Origin of the sequence: Aeromicrobium sp. PE09-221, from assembly GCF_002174305.1 — a bacterium.
GTDB lineage: Bacteria > Actinomycetota > Actinomycetes > Propionibacteriales > Nocardioidaceae > Aeromicrobium.
On the sequence record NZ_MIJB01000008.1, the window covers coordinates 50,968 to 68,037 of the forward strand.

The 17,070-nt window shown below is 67.7% G+C and carries 10 protein-coding genes; 2 read left to right on the forward strand and 8 right to left on the reverse strand.

What is annotated here, in order from left to right:
• Positions 1-63: 63 nt before the first annotated feature.
• The 6 genes from BHE97_RS04545 to BHE97_RS04570 all read right to left on the reverse strand — a co-directional run bounded on the left by BHE97_RS04545 (position 64) and on the right by BHE97_RS04570 (position 8,140).
• Positions 64-1,131 carry a glycoside hydrolase family 88 protein gene (locus BHE97_RS04545; protein ID WP_170931256.1) on the reverse strand — a complete coding sequence of 356 codons (1,068 nt, stop codon included), beginning with the start codon at positions 1,129-1,131 and terminating at the stop codon, positions 64-66.
• Entirely contained in the window at positions 1,121-1,918 is a 798-nt protein-coding gene (locus BHE97_RS04550; RefSeq protein ID WP_087622840.1) for an enoyl-CoA hydratase/isomerase family protein, read from the reverse strand. The genes BHE97_RS04545 and BHE97_RS04550 overlap by 11 nt, the downstream gene beginning before the upstream one ends.
• Positions 1,915-3,132: a CaiB/BaiF CoA-transferase family protein gene (locus BHE97_RS04555; protein WP_087622841.1), complete on the reverse strand. Its 1,218-nt coding sequence runs from the start codon at positions 3,130-3,132 to the stop codon at positions 1,915-1,917. The genes BHE97_RS04550 and BHE97_RS04555 overlap by 4 nt, the downstream gene beginning before the upstream one ends.
• A gap of 74 nt (positions 3,133-3,206) precedes the next feature.
• The gene (locus tag BHE97_RS04560) at positions 3,207-4,004 is read right to left on the reverse strand and encodes an NmrA family NAD(P)-binding protein (protein WP_087622842.1); all 798 of its coding nucleotides are present in this window, start codon (positions 4,002-4,004) and stop codon (positions 3,207-3,209) included.
• A 99-nt stretch (positions 4,005-4,103) separates the two neighbouring features.
• Positions 4,104-6,059 (reverse strand): hydantoinase B/oxoprolinase family protein, encoded by a 1,956-nt coding sequence (locus BHE97_RS04565; RefSeq protein ID WP_087622843.1) that lies wholly within the window; start codon positions 6,057-6,059, stop codon positions 4,104-4,106.
• Entirely contained in the window at positions 6,056-8,140 is a 2,085-nt protein-coding gene (locus BHE97_RS04570; protein WP_236757519.1) for a hydantoinase/oxoprolinase family protein, read from the reverse strand. Before BHE97_RS04570 ends, BHE97_RS04565 begins: the two co-directional genes overlap by 4 nt.
• Before the next feature lie 218 nt (positions 8,141-8,358).
• Here BHE97_RS04570 and BHE97_RS04575 point away from each other — a divergent pair, with 218 nt between their 5' ends.
• Complete coding sequence (locus tag BHE97_RS04575; protein WP_170931257.1) at positions 8,359-9,546, forward strand: MFS transporter; 1,188 nt, start codon at positions 8,359-8,361, stop codon at positions 9,544-9,546.
• Here the strand turns inward: BHE97_RS04575 and BHE97_RS04580 are convergent.
• Positions 9,525-11,795: a LuxR C-terminal-related transcriptional regulator gene (locus BHE97_RS04580; protein WP_087622845.1), complete on the reverse strand. Its 2,271-nt coding sequence runs from the start codon at positions 11,793-11,795 to the stop codon at positions 9,525-9,527. The genes BHE97_RS04575 and BHE97_RS04580 overlap by 22 nt on opposite strands.
• Before the next feature lie 175 nt (positions 11,796-11,970).
• Positions 11,971-16,254, reverse strand: coding sequence for a VWA domain-containing protein (locus BHE97_RS04585; RefSeq protein ID WP_170931258.1), 4,284 nt, complete (start codon positions 16,252-16,254; stop codon positions 11,971-11,973).
• Between the two features lie 448 nt (positions 16,255-16,702).
• Here BHE97_RS04585 and BHE97_RS04590 point away from each other — a divergent pair.
• Positions 16,703-17,070 (forward strand): transposase (locus BHE97_RS04590; RefSeq protein ID WP_236757520.1); only part of this gene is annotated, 368 nt, incomplete at its 3' end.

Sequence of the window (17,070 nt, forward strand, 5' to 3'; positions counted from 1 at the left end):
ATGTGGCCACTTGTGGCCCGTTTCCGACATGGCAAACGGGCCACAAGTGGCCAGAAGTCGGCCTTAGCGGTCCGTCTCCGCGAGGGCGTCGAGCAGTGCCAGGACCATCGATCCCTGGCCCCAGGGGGTCAGGGGCGCCTTCGGCACCGAGTAATAGTGGGCGAGCAGCGTGCAGGCCCACACGGCCGCCGTGACATCGTCCAGCACGCCTTCAGCGCTGGTGCCACGGATCGTCGCCTCGCGGGCGCTCCGGATGGCGGGATCGACCTGGTCGGCGGTGACGATACCCAGGTCGCGAGCACGGCGGAATCCGACCGCCATGAAGGCTGCCGTCGACGACTCGCTGCCGGAACGCGGGTCGCCCGCCACGGCATGCCAGCTGCCGTCGGGCTGCTGCCGCCGCACCATGGCAAGCACGAGCCGCCGGGAGGCGTCCCGCAGCACGCCGGTCGCGGAGTCCCCGAGCTGTTCGATCACATCGAGCAGGCCGAGGAGGGCCCATCCCTGGCCACGGCCCCAGCCGGGAGCATAGGTCTGCCCCGTCCGCTCGAGGAAGAAGTGGTCGAACAGATCTGTCGCGGGATTCTGGAGCAGCCGGACATAGCCCTCGGCCTGCTCGACCGCGAGATCGGCCCAGCCACGATCGCCGCTGGCCCGCGACAACGCCGCGAAGAACGGCGGATCGAAGTGCAGGCAGTCGACGAAGACGCCGCGACCCGGCGCCTCGAGCAGCCCCTCCTGCTCCTCCGGCAGCGGCGAAGGACCATAGGGCCGCCGCAGGGGCGACTGCTCCCAGGTGGCGAAGACCCCGTCGACCCTCGCCCGTGCCGTCAGGCGCTCGGCCAGGCCGGTCGCGGCACCGAGGAGCCTCTCGTCGCCGGTGCGCATCGACAACTCGCACATGGCCAGTCCCGGAGCGGTGCAATCGGTCTCCCGGTAACCCTCGCGACGAGCGTCCCAGGCGCGGACGAAGCCGTGGACGAATCCGCGCAGTTGGGGCTCGTCGAGGCGATCGGCCGCGGCCAGCATCGCCTCGAAGGCGATCGAGTCACCGAAGTGCCATGCCTCGTAGGCGAGGGCGGGAAGCGTACGGCTCGCCGCGCGGGCGAGCCCTTCGATGTCATCGGCCACGGAACACCGGATCCCGCTTCTCGGCGAAGGCGGCGCGACCCTCGGCGGCATCCTCACTGCGCATCTCGTACGTGAACAGGTCGTTCTCGTAGGCCAGGCCGACCTCGATGCTGGCGCTCTGCGCGACGCGGACGAGCTTCTTGACCGCCTCGATCGGGATGGGCGACTTGGCCGCGATCTCGACGGCGGTGTCGCGGGCGGCGGCGAGCGCCTCCTCCCTGGTGTCGAAGAGCTCGTTGGCGAGGCCCATCCGCTCGGCGCGGTCGGCGGCGAAGCGCCGCCCGGTCATGAGGATCTCGCTGGCGTGGCCCGGCCCGACGACCCGGGTCAGGAACTGGGTCGCGCCCGATCCGCCGTGCCAGCCCCACCGGATCTCCCCCGCCCCGAAGCTGGCGTCACGGGTGGCGTAACGGATGTCCGAAGCGCAGAACATCTCCAGGCCACCGCCGATGCAGTAGCCGTGCGCGGCGGTGATGACGGGCTTGCGGATCTTCCACACGCCGATGGCGTAGTCGAGGTTGCGGTCGAAGCGATTACGGTACTGCCAGCTGGTTCCGTACCCCTCGAGATCGCCGATGTCGCTGCCGACGCAGAACGCCCGATCGCCGGCGCCGGTGAGGATCACGACGCGGACCTCGTCGTCGTTGTTGATCTCGTAGACGAGCTCGTTGAGCCTCCGGTCCATCGCGACCGACATCGCGTTGAGCTTGTCGGGACGGTTCAGGGTGATGGTGGCGATGTGGTCGGCGACCTCGTAGGCGATGAAGGCGCCGGATGCGGTGTTCATGCGTTGGTCTCCTCGATGCGGACGACGCCGGCGGCGGCCAGGCGATCGATGTCGGTATCGGATGTGCCGATCTCGGTGAGGATCTCGCGGGTGTCGGCACCGAGCAGCGGCGGCGCGGTGCGGATCGACGCGGGGTCCCTGGACAGGTTGATGGGTGGCGCGACCGTGCGCACCGGGCCGAGGGTGGGATGGTCCATCTCGGTGATCAGGCCGCGCGCCACCACCTGGGGGTCCTTCTCCAGGGCCGGGTAGTCATTGACGGGGCCGCTCCAGATGTTGAAGGTGTCGAGGTGGGTGATCCACTCGTCGGTCGTCTTGGCGGCGAAGAGCGGCCGGATGGTCGCGAAGATCTCGTCGGCGTGCTCCTGGGCGTCCTCGTGGCGGGTGTAACGCTGGAGCTCAGGGCAGTCCAGCGCCGTGCCGAGCACGTCGATCGGGCACATGGCGAGCGTGAGCCAGCCGTCGCGCGTGCGGTAGACGCCATAGGGCGCGCCGATCCATGCGTGGGCCGAGGGCTCGCGACCGCGACGCGGCACGGCCCCGGTGTTCAGATAGGTGACGAGCTCCTGGACCTGCGCGTCCATCACCACCGACAGCATGTCGACCTCGACGTGCTGCCCCTCGCCGCTGAAGTCCCTGCCGCGCAGGGCGGCGAGGACACCGATGGCCGTCTGATAGCCGGTCATCGCGTCGATGGCGGGGATCCCGCCAGGTACGGGAGGGTCGTCGTCCGCGCCGACGAACCACATGGAGCCGGAATAGCCCTGCAATACGAGGTCCTGGCCCGGCCGGCCCGCACCGGGGCCGTCGGGGCCATAGCCGCTGATCGAGGCGTAGACGAGACGGGGATTGATGGCCCGAAGCGTCTCGTAGTCGATGCGGAGGCGCTCGACCGCGCCGACGCGGAAGTTCTGGATGAAGACATCGGCCGTGGCGACGAGACCGTAGAAGAGCTCGCGTCCCTCGTCGGACTTCAGGTCGATGGCGAGGCTGCGCTTGTTCCGGTTGAGGCCGAGGAAGGTGGTTCGCTGACCCTCCATCTCGACCCCGGCGTAGCCATGGGTGCGGTTGAACTCCCCGGTGGCGGGTGGCTCGATCTTGATGACGTCGGCGCCCAGGTCTCCGAGCCGCATCGCGGCGATGGGGCCGGCGAGCATCTGCGTGGCGTCGAGCACACGTAGCCCGCCGAGCGTCCCGTTGGTGGTGGTTGGCATGATGATCTCCTCCTGAATACTATAATAGTATTAATTGAGGAGTGTGGGAAGCCCTGGTTTTCCCGGGGTGAGACTCAGAGGAGGGCGTGGCGCAGGAGCGTGTCAAGGTCGTGCGCGGGACGGCCGAGGACCGCCGGGACGGTCGCCGACCCGCACGGCAGTCCATGGTGCTCGTAGTAGCTGAACATCGCATGCAGCCAGTCGCGCTCACGCGGGTCGAGGGACGCCCCGGGCCCGGCAGCCCACTCGTCCGGCGAGGTGACAGCCAGTTCGACCTCCGTGCCGAGGACCCGCCGGGCGGCAGCCGCCACGTCGCGGACCGTCACCAGGCTCCGGCCGCCGACCTCATAGGTTGCCCCGATGTGGGAGGGGTCGAGCAGCACATGCGCTGCGACCGCACCCACGTCCTCCAGCCCGACGAGGCCGAAGGGCCGGTCCACGTCATAGGGCACCTCGAGACGAGGCGAGGCGTTGCGCAAACCGGGCAGGAAGTTGTCGACATAGGCGCAGGGCTCGAGGATCGTCCACTCCAGACCGCTGCGCCGGACCAGATCCTCGCTGGCCGCCTTCGCGAGGTGATGCGGCATCGAGGGGACATAGGGGGCGCACACCGAGTGGTAGCCCAGCCGCGTCACACCCGCCGTCGCCGTCGCCTCCAGGATGTCCGCGACGAAGGACGGCTCATCGGGGTGGAGATTCGGCGCGATGAGATAGACCGCATCGCTCCCCCGCAAAGCCGCCACGGGATCCGTCAACTCGGCGCGACCCACCGGCACGGTCTCGACACCCTCGGCACCGAGTGCCGCCGCGACCGCACGGCCGGTCTTGCCCCGGCCCCCCACGATCGCGATCCGCTCGCCTCGTTCTGTCATGTCATTTCCCCTTCACCTCAAAACCCGTTGAGTGTGACGTTTGGACGTTCGATCCAGCGGATTCGGCGTCCGAACGTCACACTCAACGGGTTGGTGGGATCAGACCCAGTCGACGTCGGCGACGGTCGCGCCACCGCTCAGTCGGGCGTAGCCCGGTCCGCGGTCGAAGAAGGGCTCCTCGCCGCGCGCCGCACGACGATTCTCCCGCTCCGCCTTGGTGGCCTCGGCGTCGACCGCGAGGTCATCGCTCTCCACCGCGCCGGTCAGCACGACGCCGTAGTCCTCGAACGCCGAACGCTCCGAGACCTTGTCCCAGCGGACATCGCGAGCCACCAGTTCCGGGTCGCGATCCAGAGGATCTCCCCAGCCGCCGCCACCGGTGGTCTGGATGCAGATCGTCTCACCGGCCTTGATGGGCTCGGCATCCGCGAGCGCGTCGATCTCGCGCTCCTCCGGCGTGCCCGGGTTGACGACGACACGGAACGGCGCGCCGGCCTTGCCGCCCTTGACGCCCCAGCAGGCGAGGATCGAGCGGTCGGCGATCGACATGAAGTTGGCGTCCTTGAGCATCCGGATGCGCTTCTCGTAGCCGAGACCGCCGCGGAACTCGCCCGCACCGCCCGAGTCCTTGGCCAGGCCGAGGCTCTCCACGATGAACGGGAAACGCGACTCGGTGAACTCGGTCGGGAGGTTCCGCGAGTCCGGCACGACGTGGATCGTGTCCTCGCCATCGGCGTAGTAACGGCCTCCCGCGCCGCCGCCGAGCACCTCGCGCATGAGGTACGAGCGGCCCTCCATGTCCTCGCCGTAGACCCCGGTGTACCGGATCGTCTCCTGGTCGGCGGGCATACGGCCGTCGACCGCCTTGGCGATGACACCGGCGAGCACGCCCAGCAGACGCAGGATGACGAAGGTGCGGGCATTCGTGGGAGCCGGAAACTCCGGTGTCAGCAGCGTGCCCTTGGGCGGGAACCGCATCTCGATGAGCGGCACGATGCCCTCGTTGACGTCCAGCTCGGCCATGCGCTCGGGCGTGTCCGCCAGGTTGCGCAGGATCGGCGCGAGCCACTTCTTGAGGAAGACGCCGTCGGAGTAGTCGCCACAGTGGTTGATCGGCCCCTTGGCCTGCGGCGACGTGCCGGCGAAGTCGAGGATCAGTCGCTCGCCCTCGGGATCGTCGGCTGGCGTGCGGGTGAGGGTGATCCGCTGCGTGTGCAGCTTCGGCTCCTCGACGCCGTCGTGCTCGGCGTAGTCCTCCCAGACCCAGGTGCCCACGGGGATCTTCGACAGGATCTCACGGCGGTAGGTGCGCGTGGAGTTGTCGATGATCGCATCGAAGGCGGCCTCGACCGAGTCACGGCCGTAGCGGTCGAAGAGCTCGCCCAGGCGCTGGGCACCCATCAGGCAGGCGGAGCACTCGGCGTCCAGGTCGGCCGCGAGAGCCTCGGGGGTCCGCGAGTTGCGGGTCATGATGCGCAGCGCCGAGCGCACCGGCACGCCGGCATCCCAGAGCTTGATCGGCGGGACCGCCAGGCCCTCCTCGTACACCGAGGTGGCATTGCTGGGCATCGAGCCCGGCACGGCACCGCCGATGTCGTCGTGGTGGCCGAATGCCTGCACGAAGGCGACGACCTCGGGCTTGCCGGTCTCGGGGTTGGCGTGGAAGACCGGGACGGTGACGCAGAGGTCCGGGAGGTGGCCGATGCCCCCCTCGGACTCGTAGACGTCGTTGTGGAAGAAGACGTCCCCGGGCACCATCTCCTCGAGCGGGAAGTCCCGCGCGACGGGGTGCACGAGGGCGCTGTACGAGCGGCCGGTCAGCTTGCGCATCTTGCGGTCGTGGATGCCCGCGCGGAAGTCGTGCGCGTCGCGGATCATCGGCGAGCGGGAGGTGCGGCCGATGGCGGTCTCGACCTCCATCTCGACCGAGGCGAGGCTGCCCTGGACGATCTCGACGAGCACCGGGTCGGCGCTCGCGCCGGCATCGGCGGTCAGCGACTCGAAGGGGAACTGCGTCGGCGCGCGGCGCGAGGTGGTCTCTGGGGTCGTCGTCACGAGTCGGCTCCTTCACGAGTCACGATGATGTTGCGGTAGGCGTCGATGCGAGCGGTGAAGCCCGGGTGCAGGGGCACCGTGGAGCCGAACTCCTCGATGATGGCCGGACCGACGAGCTCGGTGCCCGGGGTCAGATCGGGGCGCCAGTAGACAGGAGTGTCCACCGAGCCGGCCTCGGGATCGAAGCACACCGGGCGGCGCGAGGCCTCGGCGATAGCCGGGTTCTCGACGACCTCCTCGGCACGGACCTGCGGACGCTCGATCGGGCCGATGCCCGAGACGCGCAGGTTGACCCACTCGACCTGCTGCTCGTCGTTGCCCCGGAAGTCGTAACCGTAGAGCGCGCGGTGCTCGTCATGGAAGCGCTCCGCGACGGCCGCCGCGGCCGCCGCATCGAAGGGACCGTCGTCGACCGCGACGCGGACCTCGAATGCCTGGCCGAAGTAGCGCAGGTCAGCCGTGCGCTGGAACTGATGGGTCTCGACGGGGAAGCCTTCACCGCTGAGCGCCTCGGCGGCCTGTTCGGTGAGCTTCTCGTAGAGACGGCCGGTGCCCTCGATGTCGAGCTTGTCGTGCAGGCTGACCTGCGTCTGGACGTAGTCGTTCTTGACGTCCACGGTCAGCAGGCCGAAGGCCGAGAGGTTGCCGGGATTGAGCGGCACCAGCGTCGTCTTGATGTCCAGGATGTCCATCAGGCGGCACAGCAGCAGCGAGCCGGAGCCGCCGAAGGTGGTCAGTGTGAAGTCGCGGACGTCGAGGCCGCGCTTGACGGTCACCTGGCGGAGCGCATTGGCCTGGTTCCAGGCGGAGATCTCCAGGATGCCGGTGGCGCACTCCTCGACGGACATGCCGAGCTCGCCGGCGAGCTCCTCGAGGGCCTTGCGGGCTCCGTCGGCGTCGAGACCGATCTCACCGCCGAGCAGGTGCGCGGGGATGCGTCCCAGTACGACGTGGGCGTCGGTGATGGTGACGTCCTGGCCGCCGCGGGCGTAACAGACCGGGCCCGGATCGGCGCCGGCCGAGTGTGGGCCGACCTTGAGGGTGCCCTCATTGGACAGCCAGGCGATCGAGCCGCCGCCGGCACCGACGGTCACGACGTCGATCATCGGGATCTTGCTCGGGAAGGCGCCGACCGAGCCCTCGGTGGTGAGGGTGGGCTCGCCGTCGATGACCACCGAGACATCGGTGGAGGTGCCGCCGCCGTCACAGGTGAGGATGCGGTCGAAGCCGGCGATCTTGCCGACCATCGCGGCGCCGAGAGCGCCGGCCGCGGGACCGGACAGCACCGTGGTGATGGGCTGGTGCACGACCTCGCCGGCGCTGAGCACGCCGCCATTGGACTTCATGACGTAGAACGGGATGTTCTCGCCGATCTCCTCGAGGCGACGCACGATGTTGTTGATATAGCGGGAGAGCTTGGGCTTGACGGCCGCGTCGACGAGGGTCGTCATCGAGCGCTCGTACTCGCGGTACTCGCGCAGCACCTCCGAGGAGACCGAGACGACGGCCTCGGGGTGCTCCTCGGCGATGATCTCGAGCAGTCGCTGCTCATGCGCGGGATTCGCGTAGGCGTGCAGGAGGCAGACGCCGAGGGTGTCGATGCCCTGGTCGCGGAACCAGCGCGCCACGCGACGGGCGCCGTCCTCGTCGAGCGGGCGGATCTCATTGCCCTCGAAGTCCAGACGTCCCTCGACGCCCTTGACGTACTCACGCGAGACGATGCGGTCCGGCTTGACCCAGAAGTAGGAGTTGCCGTAGCCATCCGGCACCGACTGGCGGGCGATCTCCAGGACCGACTCGTAGCCGGCATTGGTGATGAAGCCGAGCTGCTCGACCTTGCCCTCCAGGAGCTGGTTCGTGGCGACGGTGGTGCCGTGGCTGATCGCGCTGAGCGCGGTGCCCTGCTCGCCCATCAGGTCGAGCACCTTGGAGACGCCGGCGAGGAATCCCTCGGCGGGGTCGCTGGGCGTCGACGGTGTCTTCGTCGTGACCATCGTCCCGGTCGACTCGTCGAAGGCGACGACGTCGGTGAACGTGCCTCCGGTGTCGATACCGATCCGGATGTGGCTGTCTGTGGGCACCTGCGGACCTCCTGTTGTCGTTGCCGTCACATTCCATCGCGTTCGGGGTTGCCGATGCCATGTCAAGCCATGACGAGGAAAGGCCCGTTCCTTGTCATAGTTTGCTGACGCCCATGTCTGCTCATCCAGATTACCGCCGCCCTCTCAGCCGCGACTCGGTTGAGGACGGGAGGGGGCCTTCGAGCTGTCCAGTTGCCCCGTGCGAGATACTGCGGGCGATGAACCGCCGGTTCCCGTGGTCGCTGTTACTCGCCAGCCTCGCCCTCAACGCGATGTACGCCGCCGTGGCAGGTGTTCTCGTCCCCGCTCAGATCGCTGTCGCCTCCCCCGGGAACAAGGAGATCCACCTGGCCGTCGTCATGGCGGCGTCCTCCCTGCTGACGATGGTGATCCATCCGTGGGCGGGAGCGCTCTCGGACCGCACACAGTCGCGGTGGGGACCGCGGGCACCGTGGATCCTGGCGGGGGCGATCGGCTCGGCCGCAGCACTGCTCGCGCTCGGACAGGCGCAGTCGGTGCTGATGATCGCCCTCGGCTGGTTGATCGTGCAGCCGTTGCTCAATGTCGTGGAAGCACCCCTCGACGCTGTGATGGCCGACCGGGTGCCGGAGCCGCATCGACCACGCGTGTCGGCCTTCTACGGCGGCGGCGCCGCCCTTGGACTCGCCATCGGCGCCGGCGCTGCCGGCATGGCCGTCGCCCAGATCGGCGCCGCTTATACCACACTGGGGATCGTCCTGGTCGTGGTGATGACCGGCTTCGTCGTGATGAATCCTGAGCACCGCACCCCGGCACCGCGCACGACCCGCGCACCCCGGCTGGCCTGGGCCGACCGCGACTTCCGGTTGGTGTTCGCCGGACGCTTCCTCCTCGTCCTCGGACATCAGCTCGTCATGGGGTACCTGCTGTACATCGTCATGGACCGGACCGATCGGGATGCCGAGGAGGCAGGCCGACTCGTGACTCTCCTCGTCGGGGCGCACATCGCCGCCGTGGTCGCCGGAGCGGTGATCGCCGGACGCCGCGTCCGCCAGCACCGCGTCAGGTGGGTTCTCGGGGCAACCGCTGTCATCGCGACCGGACTCGTCTGCGCGCTCGTATGGCCCGGCCTCGGGGGTCTCGTCCTCTATGCGGTCGTGGCCGGAGCGGGGCGTGGCCTCTACCTGACGGCGGACCTCGCCTTGATGTTGGACGTGCTGCCCTCCAGCGGAGATCACGGACGCGACCTCGGTGTCCTCGGCCTGGCATCGATCGTGCCGCAGACACTGGCGCCGGCGATCGCCGGACTCACCCTCGTCCTGACGGGGAACGCCTACGGGATGCTCTTCGTGCTGGCGATCACCGGGGTCGCGCTCTCCACCCTCTGCATCTCGCGTGTTTCGGTTCAGGCGTCGAGTACGCCGTGAGCGATCGCCGCGGCGACGGCCTCCTCCCGAGACGTGGCTCCGAGCTTGCGATAGAGCGACCGACGCTGTGACTTGACCGTGTTGACCGAGACCTGCAGTTGCGCCGCGATGGTGTGCGCACTGGGTGTCGCGATGAGTTCTCGCAGCACCACCTTCTCGCGGGCGGTCAACGGCAACGGACTGACACGGTCCCTTTGCAGCACGACGGGAACGTCCGACAGACCACTCGCGCCGAGGAGGTCCCGATCCTGTCTGGGCACGAAGAGCAACGGCGAGCGCACTCCGAAGGAGTCCACCAGCGCGCGGGCGCGTCGCCCTGCGGCGAGGGCCGCGTCCTCACGCCCGAGGCGGCGAGCCAGCATCATCTCGAGGGTGGCTCGCGTCAACCGATCGATCGGGGTGTGCACCTCGCAGCGGGCCACGAGACGCGCGGCCCGCTCGTAGTCTCCCGTCAGCAACGCGACGCGAGCCGCCGCCAGCACCACATCGGACCGGTCGCGGGCGGTGGGACGCAGGGACGAGGCCGCCATGAGATCGCCGGTCGCCAGCGCCAGGAGGTTATCCGTCACATCGAGCCGGCGCTGGGTCGCTGCGGTCGCTCCCCGGCGAGCGCTCCGCCGCGCCCTCATCTCCCGGAATCGCTCGAGGCCTGCTTCGGCATCGCCGGTCCCGATGTCCACGAGGGCTCGTACGTGGATGAGCAACGACCAATGCTCGATGGTCTCGGCATGGGGCCACACTGCATGGATCCGTTCGCGTGCCGAGACGAAGTCGAAACGCTCCACCGCCTCGATCGCCTGCGCGATTCGCAGCAGACTGCCCGCGTAACCGTCGATGAACTCAGGTGGCCAGGACCGCGACCCCGCCTCGGCCGTACGAGTCCCCGCGTCCGTCATCCGACCGTCCAGGGCACTGATGATCGCGCGACCGCCGATCACCTGGAGCTGGACACCGGCCCGGGCGTGGACGCTCCACGCGTGCTCGAACTCCGTCGCCGCTTCATCCGCGGCTCCGCCATAGAGCAGGCTGATCGCGATATGGGTGTGCAGGTCGGGTTCCAGGGATCCCAGCCCCTCGCGATCCTCCACCGGCAGTTCCGCCAGCATCCTGGCTGCTGCGCGTGCTGCCCGGAGACCACCGTCGGCGGTGCCGGTGATCCGCAGTCCGACGCTCTCGACCGTTCTCATGAGTGCACGATCGGCCGGTGATCGTGAGCCGAGACGGGCCCCGGCAAGCGCGATGCCCACCATCTCGATGGCCTTCAGGCGGGTCCTCTCCCGGGCGTTGTAGGCCAACGCGAGTGCCATCGCCAGGGCCGGGTGATGCCGCAGCCTGAGGGCCGGGATCGGTTCGAGCAGCAACAGCAGCTCATATCCGTGGGCCGTCAGCAGGGGAAGCCCCGCCCTCTTGAGGGCCGCATCGGCGAGGTCGAGCCGATCGGCGTGCAGGGCCTCGACCAGCGCCGGGAAATTCGCCCCCTCGGCGAGCAATGTCTCGGCGGCTCTCCGATGCAGTTCCCGGCGACGCGCGGCCGGTATCGGGGCGCCCCGTTTCGTGGAGGCCCGATGTCGCGGCGTCAACGAGAAGAGCATCGGCCGTGTCCCTCGGATCCACCCGCCCCATCCGGCCCGTTCCATCTCGTCGATCACGTCCACGTCATGGCCCAGCGCGATGACGACCTGCTTGCTGAGATGATCGGGAAACGCGAGGTCGGCGAGCGCCGCGGGGAGCTGCGCCGTGGTGCCCGAGGACAGCGCCGCGGCCAATTGCCGGGGCGCCGTCGCGCCGCTCCGTGCCATCTCGATGACCGAAGCCGGATGGCCCCCGGTCAGCGCGAAGACCGTACGCGGATCGGCGGCCGAAGCGAGGGCCTGTAGGCAGAGTGCCACCTCGTTCTTGTCGAAATAGGGCGACATGATCTCGGCGGACCATTCATCGGGCAGCACCGACACCGACCGTGCCGCCACTCTGATCCGCACACGCGGCACCGACGCGGCGGCCGCCATCAGCAGCTTCCAGTCCTCGGCGCTCAGGTTGTCCGCCTCGTCCGCGAGGAGGACCGTCCCCGCCGGGGGATCGACCTGTCCGGGATCGAACCACCGCGCTTCCGTCCGATCGTGGGCCCAGGCGGCGAGGAGCGTCGTCTTGCCCGCTCCCTCGGGTCCCACGATCGCGACGACCGGCGCAGGCCCGGACAGCACCCGCGCGCGCTCGGCGCGCTCGAGGCACTGCAGGTCATGACGCCACATGTGGCCAGATTAGAACGTTCCCGTCTGGCAGACCGTCGCCACCGTCCCACGCAGCGACCGCCGCGGTGGACGGATGGATCCACCGCGGCGGTCGCCCCTCCCTCACATGCTCGGTTCATGTGAAGGGCCCACGGCGCGGACGCCTCGGGAGCTAAGCCCGCGCCGTGGGGGTCTTTCAGCGCCGACGCGCTCGCTGTGCGATCAACGCACCGCCTCCTGCCAGCGTGAGAACACCCGCCGCAACGAGCCAGATGAGCCCGTTGGAGGCGCCGGTCTCCGGCAGATCGCCGACCAGGACACGTGCATCGTCCTCGGCGTCGACCGCGTCGCCGTTCGGCGGTGTGCCGGTAGCCGTCGCATGGTTGTCGACGTGGCCACGCTCACGGTCCTCCGCGGTCGGCGAGTAGGTCGCCGTAGCGGTGGCCTTCTCACCCGGAGCCAACACACCCGGTTCACCCGGCCAGCTGTAGGTCAGCTTCGACAGACCTTCCAGGCGGTCGGTGATCGACACGTCCTTCAGCGTCACCGAACCAGTGTTGGTGACCGTGAAGGTGTAGACGATACGGTCACCGTCGATCTTGCCCGTCTTCACCAGGTCGATCGACGAAGACTGCGGCAGAGGCTGGTCGTGCTCGTCCTCGTTGTCGACCGGCGGGCCGCTGGGCGGCGTACCGGTCGCCGTGGCGAGGTTGTGCACATTGCCCGCATCGACGTCGGCCTGCGTCACCTGATACGTCGCCGTGGCCGTCACCGACTCGCCCGGAGCGAGGACCCCGGGTTCGCCGGGCCAGCTGTAAGTGATCTCGGAGAGACCCTCCAGCTCGTCCTCGATGACGACATCGTGCAACGTCACGTTGCCCGTATTGGTCGCCTCGAACTGGTAGGTGATCGTGTCACCCGCCACCGAGACCGCACCGCGGTCGAGTCCACCGGTCTTGACGAGTTCGATCGCAGGCCCCTGAGTCACCGGGACAGTCGCATCGTCATCATCGGTCACGGTCTGATCCGTCGGCGTGATACCGGTCGTGGTCGCGGTGTTGTCCACCTTGCCCGCGTCGATATCGGCCTGCGTGAGCGTGTACGTCGCCGTTGCCGTCACCGACTCGCCGTAGTGCAGCACTCCCGGAGTCGTCGGCCATTCGCCGAACTGGATATCGGACAGACCCTCGAGCTCGTCGACCAGCGTGACATCGGTCAGCGTGACATTGCCCGCATTGGTGATGGTGAACGTGTAGTCCACGCGGTCACCGGGGCGCCCTTCGGCACCGTCGGCCAGCGCTCCGGTCTTGACCAGCTCGATGGCACCCAGCTCCGGGACCTCCACGATCTCGGTGTCGTCATCCGTCGGCGGCGGGCCGGTCGGCGGCGTACCCGTCGCCGTGGCGACGTTCTCGACGCCGCCGTTGTCGACATCGGCCTGAGTCAGCGTGTAGGTGGCGGTCGCCGTCACCTTCTCACCAGGGGCGAGCACACCGGGCTCACCCGGCCAGGTGTAGCTGATCTCCGAGAGACCCTCCAGCTCGTCGACGATGACGACATCGCGCAGGGTCACGTTGCCGGTATTGGTCGCCTCGAAGGTGTACTCGACCGTGTCGCCGGGGACACCCGTCGCATCGGCCGCGAGGCCTCCGGTCTTGACCAGATTGATCGAGGGATCCGACGGCACCTCGACGATCTCGGTGTCGTCATCCGTCGGCGGCTCGCCGGTCGGAGGCGTACCCGTCGTGGTCGCCGTGTTCTCCACGTCACCGTTGTCGACATCGGCCTGGGTCAGCTCATAGGTGGCCGTAGCGGTCACCGACTCACCCGGCTCCAGCACACCAGCATCACCCGGCCAGTCACCGAACACGATGTCCGACAGACCCGGCAACGGATCATCCAGCGTCACATCAGTCAACGTCACGTTGCCCGTGTTCGTCACCGTGAACGTGTACTCGACCTCATCACCGGCCCGACCCTCAGCACCATCAGCGAGGTTGCCGCTCTTGAGGATCTCGATCGCAGGGGCCGAGGGGACCTCGATGATCTCGATGTCCTCATTGTCGACGGGATCACCGGTCGGAGGCGTACCCTCGGCCGTCACGGTGTTCTCGACGTCACCGGCATTCACATCGGCCTGAGTCAGCTCATAGGTGGCCGTAGCGGTCACCGACTCACCCGGCTCCAGCACACCAGCATCACCCGGCCAGTCACCGAACACGATGTCCGACAGACCCGGCAACGGATCATCCAGCGTCACATCAGTCAACGTCACGTTACCCGTGTTCGTCACCGTGAACGTGTACTCGACCTCATCACCAGCACGACCCAGCGCACCATCGGCCAACGCACCCGACTTCACCACATCGATGCTCGGACCAGGAGTGATCTCGATGATCTCGATGTCCTCATTGTCGACGGGATCACCGGTCGGAGGCGTACCCTCGGCCGTCACGGTGTTCTCGACGTCACCGGCATTCACATCGGCCTGAGTCAGCGTGTAGGTGGCCGTAGCGGTCACCGACTCACCCGGCTCCAGCACACCAGCATCACCCGGCCAGTCACCGAACACGATGTCCGACAGACCCGGCAACGGATCATCCAGCGTCACATCGGTCAACGTCACGTTACCCGTGTTCGTCACCTCGAAGGTGTACTCGACCTCATCACCGGCCCGACCCTCAGCACCATCAGCCAACGCACCGGACTTCACCACATCAATGGCAGCGGCAGACGGAACGTCGACCCGCTCGTCATCGTCGTCGTTGACCGGATCGCCGGTCGGGGGCATACCCGTCGCGGTCACCGTGTTGTCCACACCACCGGCATTCACATCGGCCTGAGTCAGCGTGTAGGTGGCCGTAGCGGTCACCGACTCACCCGGCTCCAGCACACCAGCATCACCCGGCCAGTCACCGAACACGATCTCCGACAGACCCGGCAACGGATCATCCAAAGTCACATCGGTCAACGTCACGTTACCCGTGTTCGTCACCGTGAACGTGTACTCGACCTCATCACCAGCACGACCCTCAGCACCATCAGCCAACGCACCGGACTTCACCACATCAATGGCAGCGGCAGACGGAACGTCGACCCGCTCGTCATCGTCGTCGTTGACCGGATCACCGGTCGGGGGCGTACCCGTCGCGGTCACCGTGTTGTCCACACCACCGGCATTCACATCGGCCTGAGTCAGCGTGTAAGTGGCCGTCGCCGTCACCGACTCACCCGGCTCCAGCACACCAGCCTCACCCGGCCAGTCACCGAACACGATCTCCGACAGACCCGGCAACGGATCATCCAAAGTCACATCGGTCAACGTCAGATTGCCCGTGTTCGTCACCGTGAACGTGTACTCGACCTCATCACCAGCACGACCCTCAGCACCATCAGCCAACGCACCGGACTTCACCACATCGATCGCGGGGGCGAGCTCGGGCAACACCACATTCGCGGGATCCTCGTCGGAGACTCGTGACCCCGCGGGGGGCTGTCCGGTGACGGTGGCGAGGTTGTCGACCTCACCGGCGGCGATGTCAGCATCCGTCAGCTCATAGGTCGCCGTCGCGGTGACCGACTGACCCGGCTCCAGCACACCAGCCTCACCCGGCCAGTCACCGAACACGATGTCCGACAGACCCGGCTTGGGGTCGTCGAGGTCAATACCGGTAAGCGTCACGATCCCCGTGTTGGTGATCGTGAAGTCGTATTCGATCGTGTCGCCGGCGACACCGAGGTCGCCATCGGCGAGCGCCGCGTCCTTCTGAAGGTCGAGGGTCGCACAGTTCTGGTTGACGATATCGACGAGCGTCGTCTGCAGTCCGTTGAAACCGGACTCGTAGTAGTCGCTTCCGCTGACCGGACCCGTCACCTGCGACATGTGCTCGCGGAAGCGGTTCATGTCGTTGATGTTGTCGGTCAGACCGATGCCGATGATGCGCGTGCCATCAGCCTTGAGCGCGTTGGCGCTTTCGACCGCAGCGGTGATCATCTGTGTGGTCGTCGACGCTCCACTGCCCTGCGTAGTCGGGTACCCGTAGCGGGTCGGGTCACCGTCGGTGACGAGGAGAAGCCCGTCGTACTGTTCCGCAGAGTTGCGCACCACCTGGAAGGCGGCGTCCCAGTTCGTGTACTGGGTTCCCGACCGGTCGAGACCGTCCAGGTAGTTCCCGATCGTCTGCACGCCTGCGGCGTTCAGCTCAGTCAAGGGCAGCGGCTGGCTGCTGACCGGCGATGTCGTGCCGAAGTTGTAGAGCGCCAGTCGGACGGGGTAGCCCTCCAGCGTCTCGGCCAGCTCGGCGATCTCCTGCTTCATCTGCGTGACCTGGCCGCCATTGACCGAGGTGGACAGGTCGAGCTGCATCGCCAGGTCCAGCTCGCAGGTGTCCGGCAGCGAAGGGTTCGGGGCCGGCGGGGTGGTGGATTGAACGGCGCTGGCGGCACTGATGCCACCCATCACGGCGACAAGCATCGCCATGATGAGGATGAGTGCACGGCGCGGCCAACTCCCGTGTTGGCGCCGTCGTTGGTGTTCCGGTCTGTACCGAGGGGGGGACGTCACTGGTGCTCTCCTTGCACGGGGCCGACGATGTGCCATGGCGGACCACAGCAGGCATCGCTGCTTCAGATGCCTGAGAGTGATTTTTCTTGCCAGCACGAGGCATTCGGCGCAGAGACGGCAGACTTCACCCCTGCCTTCACCCCCGGATAGCTCCAAGGAATAGCTCTGTCCGATCACAGCGGAGGAGGGATCCTAGTCACTTGCGGCGGTGTCCCCCGCCTTCCCTGGAGACCGCGACGGTTCCGCGATCAGGTGGCGTCCCGTGGGGTGATGTGGTTCTCGGTCTTGGCCTCGATGAGGTGAGCCATCGTGCGATGGTCAGTGAGAACCGACCAAGGAACTCACAGATGGGACACAACGCACGATGGCTCTTGGCCAGTCTGCCCTCCTCGAGCTACTCGGGGAACTTCGCTCAACCGATGTGACTGATCGGGTCCGTGTCGCGACCGAGAAGCTCTATCAGGAGTTGATTGATGCCGAGGCGGCTGCGGTGATCGGCGCGGCCCCGTTCGAACGCTCTGTTGATCGGACCACGCACCGTAACGGGACGCGGCCGAAGACGGTCACCACGACGGCCGGTCAGGTGGATCTGCGGATCCCGCAGCTGCGTGCCGGATCGTTCTTCCCCTCGCTGCTGGAACGCAGGCGCCGGGGCGAACAGGAGCTGGGGGTACCGCCCTGCACGGAGTGGTTGGGGGCGGAGCCGGCGGGATGGAAGCCTACGGCCACGGG

Coding starts and splice junctions, on each gene's coding strand:
- BHE97_RS04585 (WP_170931258.1), bottom strand. CDS start 16,254: ATGGCGATGCTTGTCGCCGTGATGGGTGGCATCAGTGCCGCCAGCGCC.
- BHE97_RS04580 (WP_087622845.1), bottom strand. CDS start 11,795: ATGTGGCGTCATGACCTGCAGTGCCTCGAGCGCGCCGAGCGCGCGCGG.
- BHE97_RS04560 (WP_087622842.1), bottom strand. CDS start 4,004: ATGACAGAACGAGGCGAGCGGATCGCGATCGTGGGGGGCCGGGGCAAG.
- BHE97_RS04550 (WP_087622840.1), bottom strand. CDS start 1,918: ATGAACACCGCATCCGGCGCCTTCATCGCCTACGAGGTCGCCGACCAC.
- BHE97_RS04575 (WP_170931257.1), top strand. CDS start 8,359: ATGAACCGCCGGTTCCCGTGGTCGCTGTTACTCGCCAGCCTCGCCCTC.
- BHE97_RS04555 (WP_087622841.1), bottom strand. CDS start 3,132: ATGCCAACCACCACCAACGGGACGCTCGGCGGGCTACGTGTGCTCGAC.